At 63.8% G+C, this 23,684-nt stretch carries 23 protein-coding genes; 12 read left to right on the forward strand and 11 right to left on the reverse strand.

Annotation, left to right across the window (positions count from 1 at the left end; translation table 11 throughout):
* Window positions 1-5: 5 nt before the first annotated feature.
* Genes ACODTY_RS01615 through ACODTY_RS01625 form a run of 3 tightly spaced genes read left to right on the forward strand, consistent with a single transcriptional unit; the run spans window position 6 to window position 2,402 of the window.
* Window positions 6-977 carry a branched-chain amino acid ABC transporter permease gene (locus ACODTY_RS01615; RefSeq protein ID WP_488992636.1) on the forward strand — a complete coding sequence of 324 codons (972 nt, stop codon included), beginning with the start codon at window positions 6-8 and terminating at the stop codon, window positions 975-977.
* Window positions 970-1,719 (forward strand): ABC transporter ATP-binding protein, encoded by a 750-nt coding sequence (locus tag ACODTY_RS01620; RefSeq protein ID WP_488992539.1) that lies wholly within the window; start codon window positions 970-972, stop codon window positions 1,717-1,719. Before ACODTY_RS01615 ends, ACODTY_RS01620 begins: the two co-directional genes overlap by 8 nt.
* Window positions 1,716-2,402: an ABC transporter ATP-binding protein gene (locus ACODTY_RS01625; protein ID WP_488992540.1), complete on the forward strand. Its 687-nt coding sequence runs from the start codon at window positions 1,716-1,718 to the stop codon at window positions 2,400-2,402. The genes ACODTY_RS01620 and ACODTY_RS01625 overlap by 4 nt, the downstream gene beginning before the upstream one ends.
* Before the next feature lie 51 nt (window positions 2,403-2,453).
* On the opposite strand, the gene kynU is transcribed toward ACODTY_RS01625, so the two are convergent.
* From kynU to ACODTY_RS01645, 4 genes are all read right to left on the reverse strand, one after another.
* A complete protein-coding gene (kynU, locus tag ACODTY_RS01630; protein ID WP_488992541.1) occupies window positions 2,454-3,701 on the reverse strand; it encodes a kynureninase in 1,248 nt (415 codons plus the stop codon).
* A 6-nt stretch (window positions 3,702-3,707) separates the two neighbouring features.
* The gene (locus ACODTY_RS01635) at window positions 3,708-4,631 is read right to left on the reverse strand and encodes an ABC transporter permease (protein ID WP_488992542.1); all 924 of its coding nucleotides are present in this window, start codon (window positions 4,629-4,631) and stop codon (window positions 3,708-3,710) included.
* 5 nt (window positions 4,632-4,636) lie between these two features.
* A complete protein-coding gene (locus ACODTY_RS01640) occupies window positions 4,637-5,416 on the reverse strand; it encodes an ABC transporter ATP-binding protein (protein WP_488992543.1) in 780 nt (259 codons plus the stop codon).
* Window positions 5,417-5,511: 95 nt separating this feature from the next.
* Window positions 5,512-6,498 (reverse strand): ABC transporter substrate-binding protein, encoded by a 987-nt coding sequence (locus tag ACODTY_RS01645; protein ID WP_488992544.1) that lies wholly within the window; start codon window positions 6,496-6,498, stop codon window positions 5,512-5,514.
* A gap of 180 nt (window positions 6,499-6,678) precedes the next feature.
* Between ACODTY_RS01645 and ACODTY_RS01650 the strand changes: the two genes are divergently transcribed.
* From ACODTY_RS01650 to ACODTY_RS01675, 6 genes are all read left to right on the forward strand, one after another.
* Window positions 6,679-7,455 (forward strand): GntR family transcriptional regulator, encoded by a 777-nt coding sequence (locus tag ACODTY_RS01650; protein ID WP_488992545.1) that lies wholly within the window; start codon window positions 6,679-6,681, stop codon window positions 7,453-7,455.
* Window positions 7,452-8,420, forward strand: a complete 969-nt coding sequence (locus tag ACODTY_RS01655; RefSeq protein WP_488992546.1) for a threonine ammonia-lyase — start codon at window positions 7,452-7,454, stop codon at window positions 8,418-8,420. Before ACODTY_RS01650 ends, ACODTY_RS01655 begins: the two co-directional genes overlap by 4 nt.
* Before the next feature lie 366 nt (window positions 8,421-8,786).
* The gene (locus tag ACODTY_RS01660; protein ID WP_488992547.1) at window positions 8,787-10,331 is read left to right on the forward strand and encodes a phytoene desaturase family protein; all 1,545 of its coding nucleotides are present in this window, start codon (window positions 8,787-8,789) and stop codon (window positions 10,329-10,331) included.
* Window positions 10,332-10,407: 76 nt separating this feature from the next.
* Entirely contained in the window at window positions 10,408-11,361 is a 954-nt protein-coding gene (locus ACODTY_RS01665) for an ABC transporter substrate-binding protein (RefSeq protein WP_488992548.1), read from the forward strand.
* 3 nt (window positions 11,362-11,364) lie between these two features.
* Window positions 11,365-12,198, forward strand: coding sequence for an ABC transporter ATP-binding protein (locus ACODTY_RS01670; protein WP_488992549.1), 834 nt, complete (start codon window positions 11,365-11,367; stop codon window positions 12,196-12,198).
* A 13-nt stretch (window positions 12,199-12,211) separates the two neighbouring features.
* Window positions 12,212-13,036: an ABC transporter permease gene (locus tag ACODTY_RS01675; protein ID WP_488992550.1), complete on the forward strand. Its 825-nt coding sequence runs from the start codon at window positions 12,212-12,214 to the stop codon at window positions 13,034-13,036.
* A 105-nt stretch (window positions 13,037-13,141) separates the two neighbouring features.
* Here ACODTY_RS01675 and ACODTY_RS01680 read toward each other — a convergent pair whose 3' ends face one another.
* From ACODTY_RS01680 to ACODTY_RS01710, 7 genes are all read right to left on the reverse strand, one after another.
* Window positions 13,142-13,741: a VOC family protein gene (locus ACODTY_RS01680; protein WP_488992551.1), complete on the reverse strand. Its 600-nt coding sequence runs from the start codon at window positions 13,739-13,741 to the stop codon at window positions 13,142-13,144.
* Between the two features lie 66 nt (window positions 13,742-13,807).
* Window positions 13,808-14,659 carry an ATP-binding cassette domain-containing protein gene (locus ACODTY_RS01685; RefSeq protein ID WP_488992552.1) on the reverse strand — a complete coding sequence of 284 codons (852 nt, stop codon included), beginning with the start codon at window positions 14,657-14,659 and terminating at the stop codon, window positions 13,808-13,810.
* Window positions 14,652-15,548 (reverse strand): ABC transporter ATP-binding protein, encoded by an 897-nt coding sequence (locus tag ACODTY_RS01690; protein ID WP_488992553.1) that lies wholly within the window; start codon window positions 15,546-15,548, stop codon window positions 14,652-14,654. The genes ACODTY_RS01685 and ACODTY_RS01690 overlap by 8 nt, the downstream gene beginning before the upstream one ends.
* Window positions 15,545-16,393, reverse strand: a complete 849-nt coding sequence (locus tag ACODTY_RS01695) for an ABC transporter permease (RefSeq protein ID WP_488992554.1) — start codon at window positions 16,391-16,393, stop codon at window positions 15,545-15,547. The genes ACODTY_RS01690 and ACODTY_RS01695 overlap by 4 nt, the downstream gene beginning before the upstream one ends.
* Complete coding sequence (locus ACODTY_RS01700) at window positions 16,386-17,393, reverse strand: ABC transporter permease (RefSeq protein ID WP_488992555.1); 1,008 nt, start codon at window positions 17,391-17,393, stop codon at window positions 16,386-16,388. Before ACODTY_RS01700 ends, ACODTY_RS01695 begins: the two co-directional genes overlap by 8 nt.
* 106 nt (window positions 17,394-17,499) lie before the next feature.
* Window positions 17,500-19,038: an ABC transporter substrate-binding protein gene (locus tag ACODTY_RS01705; RefSeq protein ID WP_488992556.1), complete on the reverse strand. Its 1,539-nt coding sequence runs from the start codon at window positions 19,036-19,038 to the stop codon at window positions 17,500-17,502.
* Between the two features lie 49 nt (window positions 19,039-19,087).
* Window positions 19,088-20,656: a phytoene desaturase family protein gene (locus ACODTY_RS01710; protein WP_488992557.1), complete on the reverse strand. Its 1,569-nt coding sequence runs from the start codon at window positions 20,654-20,656 to the stop codon at window positions 19,088-19,090.
* Window positions 20,657-20,799: 143 nt separating this feature from the next.
* On the opposite strand from ACODTY_RS01710, the gene ACODTY_RS01715 reads away from it, so the two are divergent.
* From ACODTY_RS01715 to ACODTY_RS01725, 3 genes are read left to right on the forward strand one after another with little or no spacing between them, the layout of a single operon-like run.
* Entirely contained in the window at window positions 20,800-21,591 is a 792-nt protein-coding gene (locus ACODTY_RS01715) for a cyclase family protein (RefSeq protein ID WP_488992558.1), read from the forward strand.
* 17 nt (window positions 21,592-21,608) lie between these two features.
* Window positions 21,609-23,174: a phytoene desaturase family protein gene (locus ACODTY_RS01720; RefSeq protein WP_488992559.1), complete on the forward strand. Its 1,566-nt coding sequence runs from the start codon at window positions 21,609-21,611 to the stop codon at window positions 23,172-23,174.
* The gene (locus ACODTY_RS01725; protein WP_488992560.1) at window positions 23,171-23,656 is read left to right on the forward strand and encodes a MarR family winged helix-turn-helix transcriptional regulator; all 486 of its coding nucleotides are present in this window, start codon (window positions 23,171-23,173) and stop codon (window positions 23,654-23,656) included. The genes ACODTY_RS01720 and ACODTY_RS01725 overlap by 4 nt, the downstream gene beginning before the upstream one ends.
* Window positions 23,657-23,684: the final 28 nt, after the last annotated feature.

The raw sequence follows: 23,684 nt of genomic DNA on the forward strand, positions 1-23,684 counted from the left end.
TGGCGGTGTCGCGCGAAACCATCGCCAACGGCGTGCTGGCGCTTTTGTTGCTCGTGGTGCCCTTGCTGGCAGCAGCGTCGGGCGAAACCTTCTACATCACGCTCGCCACCCGCATCGTCATTCTCGCGCTGGCAGCGCTTGGCCTCAACATCGCGCTCGGCCTCGGCGGGCTGGTGTCGTTCGGCCACGCCGCCTTCTTCGGCCTCGGCGGCTACGTCGCCGGCATCCTTGCAACGCACGCCTTCAATGGCGAGACGGTGCTGTTCGGCCTGCCGGCCACAACCTCGATGCCGGTGATCTGGCTGGTGGCGGTCCTGCTGTGCGGACTGGTTGCGCTGCCTATTGGAGCCATCAGCCTACGCACCTCCGGCGTCTATTTCATCATGATCACGCTCGCCTTCGCGCAGATGATCTACTACTTCGCCGTGTCGTGGCCCGACTATGGCGGCGAAGACGGGCTGTCGCTTTACGTGCGCAACACCTTTCCCGGCGTGAACACGGCGCAGCCATTACCCTATTTCCTCGTCTGCCTCGGCGTGCTGGCGGCGGCGGTGTGCCTGTTCTGGCTGTTACGCGGTTCGCGCTTCGGCGCAGCACTTGAGGCGGCACGGCAAAACACCACCCGCCTCTCCGCCGTCGGCATCGCGCCGTTTAGGATCAAGCTTGTCGCCTTCGTCATCTCCGCGATGGTGACCGGCCTTGCCGGGGCGCTGTTTGCCGACCTCAACCGCTTCGTCAGCCCGTCCATGCTGTCGTGGCAGATGTCGGGTGAACTGATCGTGCTGATCATTCTTGGCGGCAAGGGCCGGTTGTTCGGCCCGATTGCGGGCGCGATGGTCTATGTGCTGTTCGAATATGCGCTCGGCGGCATCACAGAACGATGGCAATTCTTCCTCGGCCTGGTGCTTCTCGGCGTCGTTCTGTTCGCGCGCGGCGGTCTGCTCGGCCTTGTGGCGGGGAGGGCGCGGCATGGCTGAAGCGATCCTCCAACTCACCGATCTCCGCAAGAATTTCGGCGCGCTGAAGGCGACCGATGGCGTCAGCCTCGATCTGCGCGCCGGCGAAATCCACGCGCTGATCGGCCCGAACGGGGCCGGCAAAAGCACACTGATCCACCAGATTTCCGGTTCCTTGACGCCGGACGGCGGTTCGATCCGTTTCCTCGGACAGGACATGGCCGGCCTCGACATGGCGGCGCGGGCGCGGCGCGGTCTTGGCCGCAGCTTCCAGATTTCATCGCTGGCGCCTGAGTTCACCGCGTTGCGCAATGTCATGCTGGCGGTGCAGGCACGGCAGGGCTCGAGCTTCCGCTTCCTGCGGCCGGTCGTGAGCGACAAGAGCCTGACCGAACCGGCGATGGCGATGCTGGAACGGGTGGGGCTGGAAAACAGGGCGAGTGTGCCGGCTGCCGAACTGTCGCATGGCGAACGCCGCCAGCTTGAAGTCGCGATCGCGCTGGCGCTTGGCCCGAAGGCCTTCCTGCTTGACGAGCCGATGGCGGGGCTTGGCCCCGACGGGTCGAAGCGGCTGACCGCTTTCCTCGACGCGCTTCGCCATGAAGCGCCGATCCTGCTGGTCGAACATGACATGGATGCCGTGTTCGCGCTGGCCGACCGCATCTCGGTGCTGGTCTATGGCCGGGTCATCGCCACCGGCACGGTCGACGAAATCCGCGCCAATCCGGAAGTGCGCCGCGCCTATCTGGGAGACACGGCATGAGCCTGTTGTCCCTCAAAGGCGTCGAGTCGTTCTACGGCGCTTCACAGGCGCTGTTCGGCGTCGACCTGTCGGTCGAGGACGGCGAGGTGGTGGCGCTCATGGGCCGCAACGGCATGGGCAAGACGACCACGATCAGCTCGATCCTCGGCATGGTCAAGCCGCGCGGCGGCTCGATCAATTTTGCCGGCCAGGAAATTGCCGGCCAGCAGCCGCATCGCATCGCCCAGCAAGGGCTCGGGCTGGTGCCGGAAGGCCGTCGCTGCTTCCCGAACCTGACGGTCGAGGAAAACCTTTTGGTCGCAGCGCGCGGCAGCGATTGGACGCTGGCGCGGGTGACGGAGCTTTTCCCTCGCCTCGGCGAACGGCTTGGCCAGTATGCCAACACGCTTTCGGGTGGCGAACAGCAGATGCTTGCCATCGGCCGCGCGCTGATGACCAATCCGCGCCTGCTGATCCTCGACGAGGCGACCGAAGGGCTGGCTCCGGTTATAAGGCACGACATCTGGGCTGCGCTGCGCAAGCTCAAGGCTGCGGGCCAGTCGATCCTTGTCGTCGACAAGACACTTTCGGAGCTCTTGCCGGTGGCCGATCGCTGCTTCGTGCTGGAAAAGGGCGTCACCGTATTCGAGGGCAAGCCCGAAGCGCTGACGCCGGAACTTCAGGACCGTTATCTCGGGGTGTGAAGCGCTATTGCGCTGCGCTCCCGCTCCGCTCCCCGCAGGGGGCGGGGAATTTCAGGTAACCGCCGACCTGACGGCAAAGCGCGGGTCTTTCCACGCACCGCTTGCGAAGATGTCCGCGAGGATTTCAACCGCATCCCACACATCGCGGTAGCTGGTGTAGAGCGGCGTGAAGCCGAAACGCATGATGGAGGGCGCGCGGAAATCGCCGATGACGCCGCGCTCGATCAGCGCCTGCATCACCTCATAGGCGTTGGCATGCGAGAAGGAGACCTGGCTGCCGCGAGCTTTGCCGTCGCGCGGGGTTTCCAGCACCACGCCGTGCTGGCCGCACCGTGCTTCGACCAGTTCGATGAACAGGTCGGTCAGCGCAATACTCTTTTGGCGCAGGGCCTGCATGTCGACGTCATCCCAGATGTCGAGCGCTCCCTTCAATGCCCTGAGCGACAGCATCGGCTGGGTGCCGCACTGGAAGCGGCGGATGCCTTCGCCGCCGGCGAAGCTATGTTCCATGGCAAAGGGGCGGGCATGGGCCCACCACCCGCTGAGCGGCTGCACGATGCCGGCATGGTGCTTGTGCGCGGCGTAGATGAAGGCCGGCGAACCCGGACCGCCGTTCAGATATTTGTAGGTGCAGCCGACGGCAAAGTCGGCCTTGGCGCCGTCGAGATCGACCGGCAAAGCGCCCGCGCTGTGGCACAGGTCCCAGATCACAAGCGCGCCGGCGGTATGGATTTTGCGGGTCAGTGCCGCCATGTCGCGCAACGCGCCGGTCTTGTAGTTGACCTCATTGACCAGCACGACCGCCGTCCTGTCGTCGATCAGGTCTTCGATGCTTGCCGCGTCAACGCCTTCCAGCTTGAGCAAGGTACCCGGACGGGTCGAGGCGACACCTTCGGCCATATAGAGGTCGGTCGGGAAACTGCCGCTTTCGGCGGCGATGACATTGCGGTCCGGGCGAAGCGCAAGCGCTGCGTGCAGCGCCTTGTAGATGTTGATCGAGGTGGTGTCGGCCACCACGGTCTGGCCCTTCGCCGCGCCGACCAGCCGGCCGATACGGTCGCCGAGTTCCAGCGGCAGGTTGAACCAGCCGGCGGTGTTCCAGCTTCGGATCAGGCCGTTGGCCCATTCCTCCTTCGCCGCCTTTTCCAGTTCGGCAAAGACGGCCGGCGACGCCGGCCCGAGCGAATTGCCGTCGAGATAGACGACGCCCTCGGGCAGGAGGAAACGGCTGCGGAAACCGCGCAGCGGGTCGGCTGCATCCATGTTTTCGATGGCTGCGAGGTCTTTGGACATGATCATCAGTGCCTATTCGCGGAACGTTTCCTTGGCGGCGGCGGGTCCGCGGCTGAGCTTCAGGCTGGGCAGGGCCAGCATGGTCAGCACGAACAGGCCGGTGGCAAGCTTGAGGTCGGGCGGCGGCATGCCGGCGGCAAGGCAGAGCGAGACGAGTTGGTAGTAGACGATCGCGCCGACGAAAGGCGCAGCCAGTTGGCGCAGCACCGTCTGCTTGCCGGTGATGGCTTCGCCGATCATCAGGGCGGCAAGGCCGTTGATGAGGATGCCGAGACCCATGTTGACGTCGGCAAAGCCCTGGCTCTGCACCATCAGCGCGCCGCTGCCGGCCGAGAATGCGCCGGCAAGCCCGATGCCGCCGATGGTGGCGGCCCAGACGTTAATGCCTTGGGCTTCAGCCATGTCCGGGTTCGAGCCCACGGCACGAACGGCGGTGCCCTTTTCGGTCTTGAAGAAGAAATAGAGCAGGGCCAGCACCAGCAGGCTGATCAGGCCGGCGACGACGATCTTGCTGGGCGGGAAGCCGGGTTGCATGCCGGGCACCCAGTCGAACACGGTCGGGTTGCCGAACACCGACAGGTTGGACCGGCCCATGATGCGCAGGTTGACGCTGTAGAGCATCGTCATGATGAGGATGCCGGCAAGCAGCGAATGGATGCGGAAGCGCAGATGGATGAAGGCAGTGCAGCAGCCGGCGAGGAAACCGGCCAGCAGCGCCACCGCAATGCCAATCAGCGGCGAAGCGCCGGCTGCCAGAAGCACGCCGCAGACGCAGCCGCCCAGCGGAAACGCGCCCTCGCTGGTCAGGTCCGGGAAGCTCAGCATGCGGAACGGGATCATGATGCCGAGCACCACGAAGCTCAGGATAAGGCTCTGCGCCAGCGTGACCGGGATCAGCGCAACGAAGCTTGCAAGCGTTGTTTCGAAGAAGCCCATTGTGGTCAGCTCGCCAGAAGCATGCGGTCGGTCTTGACCGAGAAGTGGCCGATCAGGTCGGTCACGGTGACGTTTGCCTTTTCCTCGCCGGCGATCTCGAGACGCATCTTGCCAGCGTCCAGCATGATGACGCGGTCGCCGAAATCGACCGCATGCTGCATGTTGTGCGTGACCATCAAAGTGGTCAGCTTGAGCGCCTCGACGGTGCGGATGGTCGCCTGCATGACGATGTCGGCAGTGCGCGGGTCGAGTGCGGCGGTATGCTCGTCGAGCAAAAGCAGTTCGGGCGAGCCGCCAACCGCCATGATCAGCGAGAGCGATTGGCGCTGGCCGCCGGACAGCAATTCCACCTTGGTGTTGAGGCGGTTTTCCAGGCCCAGGCCAAGCACCGCCAGCCGTTCCTTGTAGGAAGCCAGTCGGGTGGCGTTCAGTCCGGGCCGCAAGGTGCGCTTGCTGGCGCGCAGTTCGGCAAGCAGCATGTTTTCGGCCACCGTCATGGAGGCCGCCGTTCCGCGCATCGGGTCCTGGAAAACACGGGCGAGGCGTGCCGCACGCTTGTGGACCGGCATTGGCGTCACGTCGTCGCCGTTGATCAGCACCTTGCCGGAATCAAGCACCAGCGAGCCGGATATGGCGTTGAGCATGCTCGACTTGCCGGCGCCGTTGGAGCCGATGACGACGCCGAATTCGCCGGTCTTGAGTGAGAGGTTAAGGCCATCGAGCGCGATCTTCTCGTCCGCCTGACCCTTGTAGAAGACCTTGCGGGCCGACTGGATTTCCAGCATCCGCCTTCTCCACCGTTGTCGCAGCTTTGTGCAATTGCCTTTTTATGAAAAAGGCGGCGCATTGAACGCCGCCTCTTCAAACCGATCCTCGCGGCTTAGTCCGCGAAGCAGTTGCAGTTGTCGAAGGATGCCGGGATTTCGATGCCGAAATCCTTCGCGACCTTCTTCGAGATCAGCGGCGAATGGTCTTCATAAGCCGGCTTCGACGGAGCAAGCGTCTTGGGATCGGCGCCCTTGAGGATCTGGGCCGCGATCTTGCCGGCGTTCTCGCCAACCTGCTCGTAGTTGACGGCGAAGCTCGCCGGAACGACGCCGTTGCGGACCGCGCCGTCATCGGAGTTGACGATCGGGATGCCAGCCTGGCGCGCCGCTGCCGAAACGGCCGCGATGGCCGGCTGCAACAGGTTGGAGGCGGGCGTGTAGATCACGTCGGCCTTGCCGGCCAGGGAAGCGATGCGCTGCTGGATGTCGTTGACGTTGTCGACGCCCACGGGAACAACCTCGAAGCCGGCCGCAGGTGCAAGCGACTTGATGTTGTCGAGCAGGGCGACGTCGTTGGCTTCGCCCGGATTGTAGGGCACGCCGAGACGCTTGGCATTGGGCAAAAGCTCATGGGTGAACTTCAGCACCGCCGACATGTCCTGCAGGTCGCTGGAGCCGGTGATGCCGTCGCCGCCTTCAGTCCACGACAGAACCAGCTTGGCCGCGACCGGATCGGTGACGGCGGTGAAGACGATCGGAATGCCGGAGCCGGCGAGCGCCTTCTGCGCAATCTGCGAGACCGGCGTGGTGACGGTGTAGATCAGCTTCGGCTGTTCGGCCTGCAGCTTGGCGATCATCTGCGGCACAAGCGAAGCATCGAAATTGGTGTGGCTTTCCGAGTAGACGACATCGGTGCCCTCGACGAAGCCGTTTTCGGCCAGCGCCTTCTTGAAGCCGGCGATCGAGGCATTCAACTGCGGATGCTCGCCGAAATTTGCGATGCCGATCTTGATCGGGTCGGCGGCGGCGGTTGCAACGCTGGCGATGAAAGCGCCCGCAAGAACAATTCCAGACAGCCAGCCGGATTTCAGCATGTTCATAAGTATCCTCCCAAACGACAAGGTACGGCTCTCCAAGCCGCCTCTGGCAAAGATCATAACTGCTTCCGGCGGCTTGTCAAACGCATATATATACACTCGGCAATTTCGCCATATCATATATAATTTGGCAGATCGGTCGTTTCATATATAATCGGTTTATTGGAAATCGTGGGTGCGGCCATGCAGGACGAAGGCTCGGCGAGCAAGACGGAAGCAGCCTACCGGCTGTTGCGCCGCGACATCCTCGCAACCCGGCTGAAGCCGGGCGCACCGCTGAAACTTGGCGCGCTGCACGAAGCCTATGGGCTTGGCTGGACGCCCTTGCGCGAAGCGCTGTCGCGGCTCGAAGCGGAGAAGCTGGTCACGGCGATCAGCAATCGCGGCTTTGCCGTTGCGCCCGTTTCGCAAAAGGAACTGGAAGACCTCGCCCGCGCCCGCATGGTGGTGGAACTGCCGCTCCTCATCGAGTCCATCGGCAACGGCGATGCCGACTGGGAGTCCGCTGTCGTGACCAGCCACTACCGGCTGTCGCGCTGCAAGATCGCGCCGGACGATCCGTCCGATGCGGCCGTCGATGAATGGGACGAAAAGCACACCGCCTTCCATGCGGCGTTGATCAGCGCGGCGAAGTCGAGCTGGCTTTTGCGCTTTCAGTCGACCATTTCCGACCAGTTGCGGCGGCACCACCGTTTTCTTGGTCTGGCGCCTACGCTGAAGGCGGCGGCAGGCCAGCAGGACGGCTACGAAAAGGCCATGGCCGCGCTGCGCGAGGCGATGGCGATCGAGCATCACACCGCCTTGATGGAAGCCGCGCTCGACCGCGATATCGAACGCGCCAAGGCGCTGATGATCGAGCACATCGGCTATACGCTGCACGTCTACATCCACACCGAAGACCAGAATCCGGCACAGAAGACCATAGCCAGCAAGGGCGTCAGGAGAGCAGGGGCGGCATGAGCGGCCCTCATCGCCCTTCGCTTGGAGAAATCGAAGCGGCGCGCGCCCGCATCGGTGCGTATCTTCCGCGTACGCCTTTGGTGCCGCTTGCGCTCGACCTGCCGGACAGGCGCATCTTCCTCAAGCTGGAAACCTTCTCGCCAATCGGTGCTTTCAAGCTGAGGCCGGCACTCAACGCACTGCTGTCGCGCGACAGGCAGGCGCTCGCCAACGGAGTTGCGACGGCTAGCTCCGGCAACATGGCCTATGGCATGGCGTGGGCGGCAAAAGCGCTTGGCGTGCCGATGGCGGCCTATATGTATTCCGGCGCGCCTCAGACCAAGATCGACGGCGTGCGCCGTCTCGGCGGCGACGTGCGCTTCATCTCGATGGAGACATGGTGGCGCTACATCATTGACGCCGAGCGGCCCGACCTTGCCGAACTCATGATCAATCCGGTGACCGATCAGGCCGTGCTCGACGGCAACGGCTCGATCGGCATGGAAATCTTGGAAGACCTGCCTGACGTGGACGTGGTGCTGACGCCCTACGGCGGCGGCAGCATGACGACTGGCGTGGCGAGCGCGGTGAAGGCGCTGAAGCCGGCAGCGAAAGTCCTCGCCGTCGAGGACGAGAATGCCGCGCCGGTGACGGCGGCATTGGCTGCGGGCAGGATCGTCGAGATCGAAACCAGGCCTTCCTTCATCAAGAGCATCGGCGGGCCTTCGCTCTTGCCGCAGATCTGGCCGGTCGTCAGCGAATTGATCGACGGGGCGGTGACGGTCAGTCTCGACCAGGTCACGGATGCCATGCGCCTGTTGTTTGCCAAGGCCAAGGTCGTGGCCGAAGGTGCGGGCGCTGCGTCGCTGGCTGCGGCGCTTTCATCCGACCGCGCCAGGGGCAACGTGGTGTGCATCGTTTCCGGTGGCAACATCGATGCCGAGGCATACCGGACCGTTCTGGCCGGCGGCATCCCCAATCCCTGAAACCCGCCTGAACCGCCCGGCTTTACTCGGCATCTCTGGACGGGAAATGTGTATTCATTTTCACATATCCGGCCAGCATGTCATCCAGCTTCGTCGTCGCGAAAGCCGGCGCGCAAGGCTGGACTGTTGTGAAGTGCACAAACTCGACTGTGCCTGCGGACACACCGGCCACAAGGGTTAGCGGTTAATTTCCCCGATTTGCCGTCTTTAGTCGTGCGCACGCCGCGACGGGCATCAAGAGACACTTGACACTTGAAGCTTAAAATGATGTGTTTGCATGTAATACATGCGAATTCACCCCTTCGTATGTCAATGGCTCACTCGCAAAGCGATGAGTTGCAAAAGAATGTGGGTGGAGGCGGCCTGATGCAGGGATACGCTGAAGAGTTTGACGTTATCGTCGTTGGCTCAGGAATATCGGGCGGCCTTTCTGCGGCGGCGTATCTGCAAAAATCCGGCTGCTCCGTGGCTGTCATCGAAAGAGACAAAAGCGGAGCGCCTTTTTCCAGCTTTTATGAACGGTTCCCCGGTGTGCGGTTCGACGTTGCGCCGGTGAACTTCTCGGTGATGTCGCCGGCAATTGCCGATCTCGATCTGGCAAAGCACGGCTATCGTTTCAGCCGCTCCGAGGTGTTGTATTCGACACTCGACGGCGCCGGCCGATCGGTGACCTTCTACGCCAACCCGAACAGGATGAAGGAAGAGCTTGAGCGGTATTCGCCAGCCGATGCTTCGACCTTCCGGGATTTGCTCATCGGGCTGGATGGCGTGGCTCGCGAGGTTCTGTCGCTGGCCTTCTTCACGCCGACGCCGGACAAGGCGCGCGCGGTTGCGCTGACAGCAGGCGTCGTCGGCATAAGCCCGTCCGAGCTTGAAAGCATGGACGCGCCGACTCTGGTGGAGCGCCTGTTCGAATCCGATGTTGTTCGCATAGCCACCACGGCGCTGCCCGCGATCAATTTGTTCGGCGACCTGACGGTGCCGGGACAAGGCGCGCTTGCATGGCTTTGGACGTTCCTGATGCGCACATGCAATCTACCCAGCGATGGGGCGAGCCTCGCCCAAGCCGTCGAGAGGGCGTTTCTCGCGCATGGCGGAACCCTGCACAAGGCAACCACGGCGCTTCGCCTGATACGCGGCGAGGATGGCAGGTGCAGCAGCGTGGAAGTCGAGTGCAACGGCGTTCGCCGCGTGCTGCACGCCCGACATGGCGTCATCAGCGATCTTGGCGCCGACCTTACGTCCGAGTTGCTTCAGTACGAGTTGCGGCCCGACTGGAAATCTGCCGGGCGCACCGTCTTTACCGCCGACGTCGTTCTCGACCGGCCTCTGGCGTGGCCGTCAGAAGGGTTTCGTCGGTCGCCCCGCGTCTATCTTTTGTGGGACAGTTGGCCGGACTGCGTGCGCTGGCTGCGCGCGGCTGCGCAAGACCGGGAAGAGGTCTTCCTCGGCCATATCGAACTCACCCAGTTCTCGGTCCTCTATGGCTGCGGTGCCGATGGAAGTGCCGCGTTGCGCGTGCGTTTCGGTACCGGTCCGTTTGTCGATGCCAACTGGGAGGGGCGGCGGGCCGGTTATGAGCAGGCGGTGCGCGAGCGGATCAAGGCGCTGGACGCCGATGCCGTCATCCGGTCGATCGAACTGACGACGCCCGGCGACTACTGGCGCTGGAACCCAGCCGCGCGGTTCGGAAATCCGGTCGGGGGTGATTTTGTCGAAGGGCAGTGGCTGGGTCAGCGCCTGCCCTACAAGACGGAGATCCCGGGGCTTTATCTTTCGAACTCGGTTTGGCCGACATCGCTTTCGTGGATGGCGCCGGGCTGCAACGCAGCCAAGGTCGTTGCCGCCGATTTGGGTATTACGCTGCCGGCGTGGTGGTCGGCTCCGCCGCTTCCGCCATTTCCAAGCTGATCGCGCTCCTATGGTGATGGGTGTCGATGGGAACAAAAACAACAACGTTCAACAAACCGTCAAAAAGGGGGAACCTATGAAAAACAAACGGTTGATTGGCCTTACCGCAGCTTTCGCTTCGTGCCTGCTGGGCTTCGCGCCGGCAAACGCGGCCGGAACTGACGCGCCCATAACGGTTGCCGTGGGTGTCGACCCGGCATTCACGCCGTTTTTCGTGGCGGATGCGCAAGGCATGTTCGCGAAACACGGCCTGACTGTGCAGATCCAGCAATATGCCAATGGCGGCGAAGCGGCCGATGCGCTTGTCGCGCAAAGTGCCGATGTCGCCGGCGTTCCCGATTTCAACCTGCTCATCCGCGCACCGCGTGCGGACCTCGACGCCATCGGCGTCTATGTCGAGGATGTCGGCAATTACGTGAAGGTCGTGGCCCGCAACGAGGTGGCGAGCCCGAAGGACGTCAAGCGCATCGGCATTGTTCCGGGCACGTTCAGCCAATATGCCGCCGCCCGGTTCATGCAGGCATATAATCTCGATCCGGCATCGACGGAACTGGTCAATGCCGGGCCGCCTGAAATGCCGCAACTGCTGCAAAGCAGCGCCATGGATGCCTTCATTTTGTGGGAGCCGTGGCCGACGCGCGCAGCCCAGCAGGGCGGCAAGGTGCTGATGCCGATCAGCGAGTTCGGCCTGTCATACGTCCTTACCGTCTCGACCCGCCATGACTGGCTGCAAGAGCATCCCGATCAGGCCAAGGCGTTCATGCAGGCAATGTCCGACGCGACGACCTTCGTGAAGGAACACCCGGCAGAGGCTGCGGCAATCACCAAGAAGGCGGCCCAGACGCCGGAAGCCTTGACGGAACTGGCGGTGAAGCAGCTGCAGTTCGGCACGCGCGAAATCAGCGACCAGGATCGCGATCATTTCGAAAAAATGCTCGATTTCCTGACGGAGAAGAAGATTCTCGAAACCCGTCCGTCCCTGGACGACCTGATCGTGCATGGGTACGCGCCTGCTGCTTCGGGCCAGTAGCCGATGAGCGCCTTACAGGCTGTCACCGCTTCAGGCAGCGCTGCCGGGCATAGCATCGAGTTCCGGAACGTATCCATCCGGTTCAACTCGTTCGATGCCGTGTCCGGCGTCTCGCTTCGCATCCAGCCGGGTGAGTTCGTGTGCCTGATCGGGCCGAGCGGCTGCGGCAAGTCCACGCTGTTGAGCGCCGCCGCCGGCTTCCTGGGCGGGCGCGGCGATGCGCCGGGCGCGGTTGAAGGCGAGGTGCTCGTCAACGGAGAGCGCGTGCGCGGACCGGATATTTCGCGCGGCGTCGTGTTCCAGTCGAGCGAGGCGCTTTTTCCTTGGCGCACGGTGCGCGAGAACGTGGCCTTCGGGCCACGTATCCGCGGCATACGCGGCGGGGAACTCAGAGACCTGATCGACTACTACATCGCCCTTGTCGGCCTCGACCACGCCGCCGATCGATTTCCGTCGCAACTGTCGGGCGGGATGCGCCAGCGCGTCCAGCTGGCGCGCGTCCTCGCCAACCAGCCAAGGGTGATCCTGATGGACGAGCCGCTTGGCGCACTGGATGCGCAGACCCGCTCGGTGATGCAGCGCGAGATCGAGCGCCTCTGGCAGGAGACGCGGTGCACGATGGTGTTCGTCACGCACGACCTCGACGAGGCCATCAAGCTCGGCGACCGCGTCGTCACCATGACCGCCGGCCCGGCCGCCGGCATCAAGTCCGTCTACGACATCAATCTTGAGCGGCCGCGCGATGAAACGACACCTGCCGCAATCGAGCTTCACCGGACGCTGCGGGACGACGTGGCCGAGGAAGTCCTGAAGACGCTCAGAAGCCAACGTCGCTGAGAGGCGTGAACCGATGACCATGGAAGTCAACCGAACCTACCCGGCCAGCGGACCAAAGGCCTGGTACCAGAGATGGTGGGCTGTCCAGCCTGTCAGGTCCACCGTGATTTTCGCGCTGTCGCTCGCCATCGGGCTGGTGGTCTGGCAGCTCATCAGCATCAAGTACGGCGTCTACTTCTTTCCCTCGCCATCCGAGACATGGATTGCGTTCAAGGAATTGGCGGAAGACGGCAGCCTTGCCACGTCAACCATCGATTCCGCCCGCCGCATTCTTGTCGGCTGGGGCCTCGGGCTGGTTGTCGGCATTCCGATCGGGCTGGTGATGGGGCGGTTCGGCTTCGTTCGGCAGCTTCTCGACCCCTACATCGAGTTCTTTCGCTTCGTTCCGCCGATTTCATTCGTCACGCTGGCGATCATCTGGTTCGGCGTGGGCGAAGCCTCGAAGGTCGTGCTCATCTTCTACACAAGCGTGTTCATCGTCACCATCAGCACCATTGCAGGCGTACTGGCAGTCGATCCGCTCAAGGTCCGCGCCGCCGCCTCGCTGGGTGCAGGGCCGCTGCGCACGATGTTCCTCGTCATTATTCCGGCCAGCATACCCGAGATCGTGACAGGCGCGCGGCTCGCCATGGGCAATTCCTTCTTGACCATCGTTTCGGCTGAGATCGTCGCGGCTCAGCATGGCCTTGGCGCGCTGATCTGGAAGTCGCGCAATTACGGCCGAACGGAATGGGTGTTCGTCGGCATCATCACCTTGGGAATTCTCGGTTTCCTGTTCGACAGGATCATCAGGGTGGCGGTGCGCCGCGGCCTTGCGCGCTACGTCAACCACGGCTGACGTCCTACCCGTTTGTGGGCAGCCAAGGTTCGGTCCCGGATCGTCGGGAGGCCGGCCGCTGGTTGCTCCCAACGGCCGGCTCCGATCTTCACTTTGCCCCGGTATTTACTTGGCAGGATCCTTGGGGCTCCAAAGCACCGTCTTGGCGTCTTTTTCATAGGCCATGCCGTTCGGATAGCTGATCGCTTCCAGTTGCAGGCCCCACGGCGCCTGGAAATAGAGGATGGTCTGACCGGCGGCAGGCCCTTCGTTAACGGGGATCGGACCCATGCGGGTCTTGACGCCCTTGCCGTCGAGGTAGGTTTTCGCCGCCGCGACGTCGTCGACGTAAAGCGCGATGTGGAAGCCGCCGATGTCGCTGTTCTTCGGCGTAGCGTCCTTCTGGTCCGGTGCGGTGTATTTGAACAGTTCGATGTTCGAACCGCTGCCGCAACGGACCATGGTGATCTCTTCGATGACCGCCTTCGGATCGACGCCAAGCACGTCCTGCATGAACGTGCCCTTGTCGTCGGCGAACGGTCCAAACGACATCGCCTTTTCGCAACCCACGACATTGGTGAAGAAGTCGAGCGCCTGCTGCATGTCGGGAACGGTGATGCCCGTGTGGTCGTGGCCACGCATGCCGGGAATGGAATCCGCCAGTGCGACGTTTGCGCCGCCGGCAATGGCGGCCGCAAGAACAGTGTTTCGAATAAGGTTTCTCATCCCAGTCATCCTCCCGCGGGGCGTGATTTGAGACAGGCCGGGCCCCGCCTTCCGGCCAACTATTTCTCAGGCGCCCGAAGGCGCTTGAATTTCCCTTTCCTCCACCGGCGTCGAAGCCAGCCAGTCGGGGTCGATCTCGGGCAGCGGAATGGCCGCGATGAGTTCACGCGTGTAGGGGTGCTGCGGTGCCGCAAACAGCGTGTCGGTCGGGCCTGCCTCGACGATCTCGCCCATGCGCATGACGATCACCTGCTTGCACAGGCGGCGCACGACCGAGAGGTCGTGGCTGATGAAGGCGACGGTCAATTCCATTTCGTCCGCCAAGCGCTCGAGCAGCGTCAGGATTTGCGCCTGCGTCGACACGTCGAGGCCGGACACGATCTCGTCCGCAAGAACGAATTTCGGCGACAGAGCGAGCGCCCGCGCGATGCCCACGCGCTGGCGCTGACCGCCGGACAGTTCATGGCGGTAGCGGGTGGCGAAGGCCGGCGGCAGACCGACCCGCTCCAGCGCCTCGGCAACGCGTGCGCCGACATTGGAAAGGCCGTTGTGCTTCAACGGCGCCGCGATGATCGCGCCAATCGTCCGGCGCGGATTGAGCGAGGACATCGGGTCCTGAAAGATCATCTGCAAATCGTGGCGGAGCGGCGCCAGCCCCTGTTCGCCAAGATGGGTGATGTCGTTGCCGTCGAAGGTAATGGTGCCGTCCGTCGGCTCGATCAGCCGCACCAGCGACCGGCCAAGCGTCGATTTGCCGGAGCCGGATTCGCCGACGATGCCGGTGACCGAGCGGCGCGGCAGGTCGAAGTCGAGCCCTTTCAGGATCTCCACCAGCGTCGCGCGGCCAAAAGGCGGCTTGCGCGTCATGTCGGGCAGCGCAACCTTCAGCCCGCGCACCTTGAACAGCGGCTCAGTCATGGCCGGAACCCTTGGTGTTGGGCTTCCAGTTGCGGTCGGCGGTCGCGATCTCCGCGGACAGTCCGGCGAGCACGGCTTCGTCCACCGGGCGCAGCGATGCCATCGGATCGGTATAGCGCGGGGTCGCGGCCATCAGAGCGCGCGTGTAAGGGTGCTGCGGCGCGGCGAACAGCGCGGCCGTGTCGGCCTGCTCCACGACCTTGCCGGCATAAAGCACTGTCACCTTCTGGCTGATCTTGGCGACCACGCCGAGGTCATGGGTCACGAACAGGATCGCCGTCCCGTGTTCGCGTTGCAGCTCGACGATCAGCCGCAATATCTGCTTCTGCACGGTGACATCGAGCGCGGTCGTCGGCTCGTCGGCAACGATCAGGCGCGGCTCGGCGGCAAACGCTGCGGCAATCAGCACGCGCTGGCGCATGCCTCCCGACAGCTCATGCGGATAGCAGCGAAGCACGCGCTCCGGTTCGCGGATGCGCACATCGTCGAGCAGCTTGCGGATACGCTGGTCAGCTTTGGTGCTGTCCCAGCCGAGGATTTTCACCAGCCGGTCCGTCATCTGCGGGCCGATGCGCCGCGACGGGTTGAGCGCGGTCAGCGGGTCCTGCGGGATCAGCGCGGTGCGCGCGCCGATCAGCGCCCGGCTGGCGCGCGGTGCAAGCTTGCCCAGCTCCGTCCCTTCGAGCGCGATGCGACCCTCGACGATGCGGATGCTCGGCGGCAAAACGCCAAGCACCGCCTTGCCGATCATGCTCTTGCCGGCACCGCTTTCGCCGACCAGCGCGCGGACTTCGCCCGGCTCCACGGTGAGCGACACCGAGCGCAGCACGCGCACGCCATTGGCAAGGGTGGCGCTGAGGCCTTCGATCTCAAGGCAGGGCGCGCTCATCGCAGCACCGGGTCGAAACGCGTCTTCAGTCCTTCGCCGAACTGGCTGAAGGACAAAACGGTCAGGATCAGCATGATCAGCGGGAATACCAGCACCCACCAGGCTTGGTGGATCGACAACCGACCCTCGGCAATCATGCCGCCCCAGGTGGGATCGTCGGTGGAGATCGAAAGGTTGACGAAGGACAGGATCGCCTCGACGATCACGGCGATGCCCATCTCCAGCGACAGCAATGCGATGATCGTCGGCAGCACATTGGGCAACACTTCGCGCAGCATGATGTCGAGGCGGCCGAAGCCGGCGATGCGGGCGTTCTCGACATAGTCCATCCGCGCCTGGCTCATCGCCTCGGCGCGCACCACGCGGCAGAAGCGGGTCCAGTCGATGACGGCGATGGCGATGATGACGGAGCTTAAGCCGGTGCCCAGCACTGCAACCAGCAGGATGGCGAACAGCACGGGCGGAAAGGCCATCCAGATATCGACGATGCGTGAAACGATGCGGTCGGCCCATCCGCCGAAATAGCCGGCAACCAGCCCGAGTGCGGACCCGACCAGGCAGGCGGCTATTGCGGCTGCGAAGGCGACGGCGAAGGCGATGCGGCCGCCATAGATCAGGCGCGACAGCAGATCACGGCCAAGGCTGTCGGTGCCCAGCCAATAGCCGGGCTCGGCGCCCGTCACCCAGAACGGCGGCAGGCGCTCCAGCATCAGGTCCTGCGCCAGCGGGTCGTGCGGTGCGACCAGTGGGGCGAAGATCGCGGCCAGCAGAATTACAAGCAGCCAGCCTCCGGCCAGCCAGAGGCGCGGGTTGGTCCGCCGTGGCAGCGCGCGCGCCTCAACCATGGCGAAGCCTCGGGTTGAGCAAGGCATAAGCCATATCCACCACCAGATTGATCACCACGAACAAAAGCGCGAACACCAGAACAATGCCCTGGATCAGGGGCAGGTCGCGGTTGACGACAGCATCGATGGCCATGTTGCCAAGCCCCTCGTAGGAAAACAGCCGTTCGACGATGACCGTGCCGCCGATGAGAAAGGTGAACTGGACGCCGACAAGGGTCAGCGTCGGCAGCGCCGCGTTCTTCAGCCCTTCGCGCAGGATCACCTGCGTCTCGGAAAATCCCTTCACGCGGGCAAGCACCATGTAGTCGAGCGTCAAAAGCTCCTTCAGCGATTGCTTCAACAGTTGCGCGATGATGGCGGCCAGCGGCAGGGCCAACGCCAGCGCCGGCATGAACATGTGGCCGAGCAGGTTCGCCGTCAGGTCGAAGCGCAGCCGGACGATGCTCTCGAACAGATAGAAATTGGTGGTGAAGGGCAGATCGAGTTGCGGCGAGACGCGGCCCGATATTTCGAACACCGGCATAAGCACGCCGAACAGCAGGATCAGCACCAGCCCCCACAGGAAATCCGGGATGGATAGGGCGACGCCGTTGGCGACGTCGATGCCGGCCTCCACCGCCGTGCCGCGCTCGCGTGCGCCGAGCACGGCCAGAGGCAGGCCGACGGCGAGCGCGATGAGCAGCGCGAAGATGGACAGTTCCAGCGTGGCCGGCAGGCGGCCGAGCACCAGGCCCAGCACATTCTGGCGAAGCGAGATCGATGTGCCGAAGTCGCCATGGACGACGCCGGTCAGCCAGATGACGAATTGTTCGACCAGCGACTTATCGAGCCCGTAAAGCGCGCGCAGCCGGTCGACGTCGGCCTGGCTTGCGCCGGGCGGCAGCATCATCGATATGGGGTCGCCGGGCGCGACGCGGATCACCACGAAAACGACGACCGCCACCCCAAACAGGGTCGCGATCATGGTCAGGAGGCGCGTCAATGTGCGTTGCAGGATCATTCAGGCAATAGACCTGGCTATGCGGCTGGGCGGCGGCGAAAATGGATGACGAAAATGGCGCGCGCTGCCCGGTCGCACAGGGGCAGCGCGCGTTTCTGCTGTGCCGTCAGGCTGGCGTCATCAGCGCCGGCAACAATGCGCCGGATTTGTGCTGCACCACGTTGACGCCCTTGGCGTGCACGATCGGCTGGGCATATTGCAGCAGCGGCAGCACATAGGCGTTGTCGGCAACCAGCTTGGAGACGGCCTTCCAGCCGGCGATGCGCTTGGCTTCGTCGGCCTCGCCCCATAGCGGGTTGATGGCGTCGATCACGTCCTTGCTGTCCCAAACCGAGTGCGGGCTCGGCCCATACATGGCAAAGCCGGTCGAGGTGGTAGGGTCGCCGACGGCGTCGCCCCAGTTGTAGAATGCGGCCGGCGCCAGCTTGTCGGCGGCGCGCAGTTCGTAGTGCTTGGCGATCTCGTAGACCTCGATGGTCGCTTCGATGCCCACCTTGCGCCACATGCCGACGATCGCCTGGATCATCTCGTAGTCCTTGGGCTTGAAGCCCTTGGTGGTCTGGATGGTGAACTTGACCGGCTTGTCCGTGGAGTAGCCCGATGCGGCGAGCAGTTCCTTGGCCTTTTCGGGGTTGTATTCAACCTTGATGGACGGATCGTAGGCTGCGTATTCCGGTGTCTCCAGCGTATCGATCGGCAGTCCGTAGCCGCGCAGCAGGCGGTCGACCAGAAGCTTCTTGTCGACCGACATGACGGCGGCGTGGCGCACGTTTGGATCGAGCATGACGTCGATGTCGTTGAAGAAGATCATGCCGATGTCGGACACCGTCTCGCAGGAGCCCGCCATGCCGTCCTTGGCGATCAGCCGGTCATACTCCTCGTAAGGAATTTCCAGCGTCACCTGCGAGCTGCCGGATTCGATTTCGGCAACACGGCTTGCCGCGTCGGTGACGAACTTGATGGTGACGTTCTCGAAGGCAGGCTTGCCGCCCCACCAGTTCGGATTGGCCTTGAGGCGCAGGAAGGCATTCTGCTCGAACTTTTCGACCATGTAGGGGCCGGTGCCGATCGGGGCTTTCTCGAAGCCCTCGGCACCCACCTTCTCGTAATAGGCCTTCGGGAGCACGTAGCCGGTGAGGAAGGACATCCACTTGAAGATCGTCGGCTCGAATTCCAGCACGTCGGCCGTCACGCGGTTGCCTTCCGCCTTGATGTTGCCGATCTTGGCCCAGACGAACTGAATCGGGTTGCCGGTCTCGGCCTTGCCGGCGCGCTCCAGCGACCAGGCGATGTCCTCGGCGGTGAAGGGGCTGCCGTCATGCCACGTCACGCCGTCGCGCACGGTCATGTGGATCTGCTTCTTGTCGTCGCTCCAGCCCCATTCGGTCAAAAGGCCGGGCGCGAAGGAGAGGTCGGGCTTTTGCAGGATGAACTGGTCGAACACCGACTGGTAAAGGCCCTGGATGGTCGGGTTGACGGCCGAAGGTCCGGTCGTCGGGTCCCACGAAGGCAGGTTGACGTTGTAGGCAATGGTGAGTTCGCCCTTGTCTTGGGCAAAGAGCTTGCTGGGCAAGGAAAGGCTGGCGGCGGCTACGCCGGCGCCGGCCAGTTTCAAGAGCGTTCGTCTGTCGGTTTTCGTACTCATCGCTAGTTCCCCTTGGTTATTGTCGAGAGAAAATCGAAATGGATGGCAGTCATCCTCCGGCGAGCTGCCGGGCGAGCATGTAACCGGACCCCGCGCCGACGCCGGCGCCCGGCCATGTGGCCGCGCCCGCAAGGTGAAAGTTGCGTACGGGCGTGTTCCAGTCGGCGGCGCCTGTTACCGGCCGGAAAAGGAAGTTCTGCGCCAGGTGATGGCTGCCGCAGATCTGGTCGCCGCCAACCAGGTTGGCGTTGCCGCGCTCGAGGTCGAGCGGGCTCATGACCGTGCGTTCGATGATGGAAGCCGACAGGCCGGGCGCGTAGCGTTCGATGAGGGCAATGACCCTGTCGGCATAGGCTTCGCGCACCGTTTCCCAGTCGCGCGCATCGATCAGGCCGGCAGCATCGCCCTTGATCTCGGCCGGCACGACGCGGGCCTGCAGCCACAATATGTGTTTTCCGGCCGGCGCGCGGCTGGGGTCGATAGCGGTCGGCTGGCCGACGACAACGACCGGTTCCACCGGCAGCAGCCCGGCCTTCGCCTCCTGGTAGGCCTTTGCCATCACGTCGAGCGACGGCGCGACGTGCACATAGGCGAAGCGCCTGAGTTCGGGTGCGGTCCAGTCCGGCAAGTGGTTTACCGCCAGATGGATCATCATCGTGCCCGGAGCATGGCGGAAGTCGCGTATCCTCTTGTCGAAGCCGGCATCGCCGAAGCCCTGCGGCAAGAGCCCGGCCAGTGCGCGCGGTGCTACCGTGGCGATGACGGCGCGTCGCGCCTCGATGTTACGCCCGTCGGCCAGCACCACGCCCGTTGCCCGGCCGCCTTCGGTCAGCACGCGCTCGACGCTGGCGTTGCATTCCACCTTGCCGCCGTTCGCCTCGACCATGGCGACCAGCGCCTTGATCATCGTATCCGCGCCGCCCTTGCCCAGCACCATGCCGAAGCTCTGGTTGGCCATGCCTTCGAGATAGGGGAAGACGGCGCCGCCGGCGATGTCGGGGGCGAAATCGAGATGCATGCCCCACGCCCCGAGCAGGGCCTTGACCTCGTCGCTCTCGAACGTCTCGTCCAGCCAGGCGCGCGGCGAGGAAAGCAGGAAGCGGCCGAGTTCAAGCGTGCCGGAGAGCCCCGCCTTGCGCAGCAGCGAAAAGAAGATACGTGCAAGTGCACGCTTTTTCATGGGGCTGCCGAGGATGGAGAAGATGAGTTCGGCACGACCCGGAAACGCCTTGACCAGGTTCTCCCATGTCCGTGCATCTTGCTCGGAGAAAGCCCGGATGCGGGACACCGTGGTGGCGAGGTCGGTCGATACGCCGACCCAGCGCCCATCTTGGAAAACCGAGGCGAAACAATCCTGCACCGGTGCGAATTCCAGCCCGTGCTGCGCCAGTTCCGGCCCATAAGCCCTGTTAAACGCTGAGCCCGCGAACAGGCTGAGGTTCATGGCGGCAAGGTCATGGCGAAAGCCCGGTGCGGTCAATTCCAGCGTCTTGACGGCGCCGCCCGGACGGTCGGCTGTTTCGAACAAGCCAACCTTCCAGCCGCGCTTGGCGAGATGCGCAGCGCTGGCTAGCGCGTTGTGTCCCGCGCCAATGAAAACAGCATCGTATTGGGCCATGGAATTAGTTCATCCTTAAAATGATATTTGCATATGCATCTAAACTCGTCTAGCCTGATCTTGGAGGAAAACCGCAGGAGACGGACGCCGCCGAAAGGCCGGTCAAGAATCCGCGGGGTGCGCAAAACAGGAGGAAAAAGTCCATGACCGCAGCAAGCACGCTCGCCAGCCTGGCCGAGCTTTTGGCGAGTGGGAAAGTCGAGGTCGTCGATCTGTCGGCACCGCTCGGACCGGACACGCCACTGTTGAAGCTGCCGCCGGAACTGGCCAAGGATACGCCAAAGATCGAGATCCACTCGATCTCGGAATATGACAAGGACGGACCGTTCTGGGCCTGGAACTGGCTGAAGATCGGCGAGCATTCCGGCACGCATTTCGACGCGCCGCACCACTGGATCACCGGCAAGGACTATTCCGACGGCTATACCGATACGATCAGGCCCGGCAATTTCGTAGCGCCCGTCAACGTCATCGACTGCTCGAAGGAATCGGCAGCTGACAACGACTTCCTGCTCACGGCAGACGGCGTGAAGGCTTGGGAAGCCAAGCACGGCGCGATCGGCAAGGGCGAATGGGTCGTCATGCGCACCGACTGGGACAAGCGCAACGGTTCCGAAGAAGCGTTCCTGAACGCCGACGCCAACGGCCCGCATTCGCCGGGTCCGACGGTTGACTGCATCGAATACATCATTTCGCGCGGCGCAATCGGCTGGGGCACCCAGTGCATCGGCACCGATGCGGGCGCGGCGGGAGGCATGACGCCGCCCTTCCCGGCTCACAACCTGATGCACAAGGCCAACCGCTACGGCCTCGCCAGCCTGTGCCACCTCGACAAGTTGCCGGCCAAAGGCGCGATCCTGATCGCGGCGCCGCTGAAGATCGTTCACGGCACCGGCAGTCCGATCCGCGCGCTGGCGCTGGTGCCACGGGCCTGACGCAGGGGCCGGGGAAAGTGGCCCGCGATCACGTCATCATCGGCAGCGGCATCAACGGGCTGGTCGCGGCAGCAATGCTGTCGCGGCAGGGTGCGTCGGTTCTGCTTTTGGAGCGCGAGGAGCGTCTCGGCGGCTGCATGATGAGCAGCGAGGCGACGCTCCCCGGCTTCACACATGACGTGATGGCAGCCACTTTCGTGCTGTTCCTCACTGGCCCGGCTCACGCCGAGCTCGGTCAGGACCTGGCGCGGCACGGGCTGGAATTCTGTCACACGCCGCATCCGACTGCGGCGTTGCGGCCGGACGGCTCCAGCGTCGTCCTGAGCACGGATCGCGCGGCCAATGTGGCGACGTTCAACGCACTTGCAGCCGGCGACGGCGACCGGCACGCTGCGGATGTCGGCTCGATCGAGGCCAATGCGCAACTGTTGTTCGGCTTGCTCGGCGGGCAATTGTGGAGCTTCGCCACGGCCAAGCTTCTGGCGCGCGAAGCGTGGCGGCGCGGCCTGCGCGGCCTCGCCGAGTATTTCGGAGCAGCACTTGCGCCGGCGCGCGGCTGGCTGGAAACCGGCTACGCGTCGCCGCAAATCCAGGCGCTCTACGCACCATGGACGCTGCATTGCGGCCTTTCGCCCGAAGACACCTATTCCGCCCAGATGGGCAAGGTCGTCGCCTTTGCGCTGGAAGCGGCGGGTGCGCCCATCGTCAAGGGCGGAGCCGGCAAGGCCGTCGCCGCCTTCCGCGCGCTGATCGAGGAGAATGGCGGCGAGGTCAGAACGGGCGCCGATGTCGAACGCATCGTGGTTCGCGGCGGCAGGGCGGTGGGTGTGAGGCTCGCCGCCGGGCAGGAAATCGAGGCAGCGAAGTCGGTTATCGCCTCGGTTGCGCCCAGCCAGCTTTACGGACGTCTTCTCGGCAGCGACGCGCCGGCTCAGGCCCGCGAGGCAACGCGCGTTTACCGCCATGGCCGTGGCGACTTCCAGCTCCACTACGCCCTCGACCGTGCGCCGCGCTGGCGCACGAGCGGGCTGGAACAGGTGGCGCTCATCCATTTGACCGACGGCATCGACGCCGTTTCCAAATCGCACAACGAGGCAACACGCGGCATGCTGCCTGAAACGCCGACCTTATGCGTCGGCCAGCCGGCGGCGCTCGATCCCTCGCGCTGCCCGGAAGGCAAGGCTATTTTGTGGATACAGGTGCCGGACGCGCCGCGCGCCATCAAGGGCGATGCTGCCGGCAAGATCGCCACCCAGGGCACGTGGGATGAAGCGACGCGCGAGGCCTTCGCGGACCGCATCGAGGCAATCCTTGCCAATCATATCGAAGGGTTCCGCGACACCGTTCTCGCGCGGCGCGCCTATTCACCGGTCGATCTCGAAGCGATGAACGTCAATCTCGTCTGCGGCGACCCTTATGGCGGCGCTTGCACCATCGACCAGTTCTTCGTATGGCGTCCGTTCCCCGGTTCCGTCAATTACCGCACCGCGGTGCAATCTCTCTATCACATCGGGGCCTCCACCCATCCGGGTCCGGGCCTTGGTGGCGGGTCGGGCTTCCTCGTTTCCAAGGAGCTTCGATGAACGACCATACGATCGTAGGAGATCAGGCTGAAGGTCCTCGCCTCGGCGAGATCGGATTGCAGCAGTTCGCGCCCTACCTGATGAACCGCATCATGGGGCGCTACAACGCTTCGCTGCGAGCGGATCTGGCCAAGCTTGGCCTGACCACGCCGAAGATGCGCGCGCTTGCCGTGCTCTCCGTCATCGAAGGACCGACGATTTCGCAGCTTTCCGTCTACGCCGTGGCCGAGCAGTCGACGCTTAGCCGGGCGCTGGATTCGCTCGAGGCCGACGGGCTCGTGCGCCGCATTGCCGACCCAAGCGACAATCGCGCCACCCGCGTTTCCATCACGGAGGCCGGACGATCTGCTTTCGAGCAGCTTTGGCCAACGATGCGCCACAGCTACGCGCGCATGTTCAAAGGTATCGACGCTGCGGAGCGGACCGCCTTCGTGGCGACGCTTCAGAAGATGCTCCGCAACATCCGCAAGCATGATTTCTGAAGCGCAGGCATGTATCTGAGGAGATGAC

The organism is Mesorhizobium sp. FG116 (genome assembly GCF_057809835.1).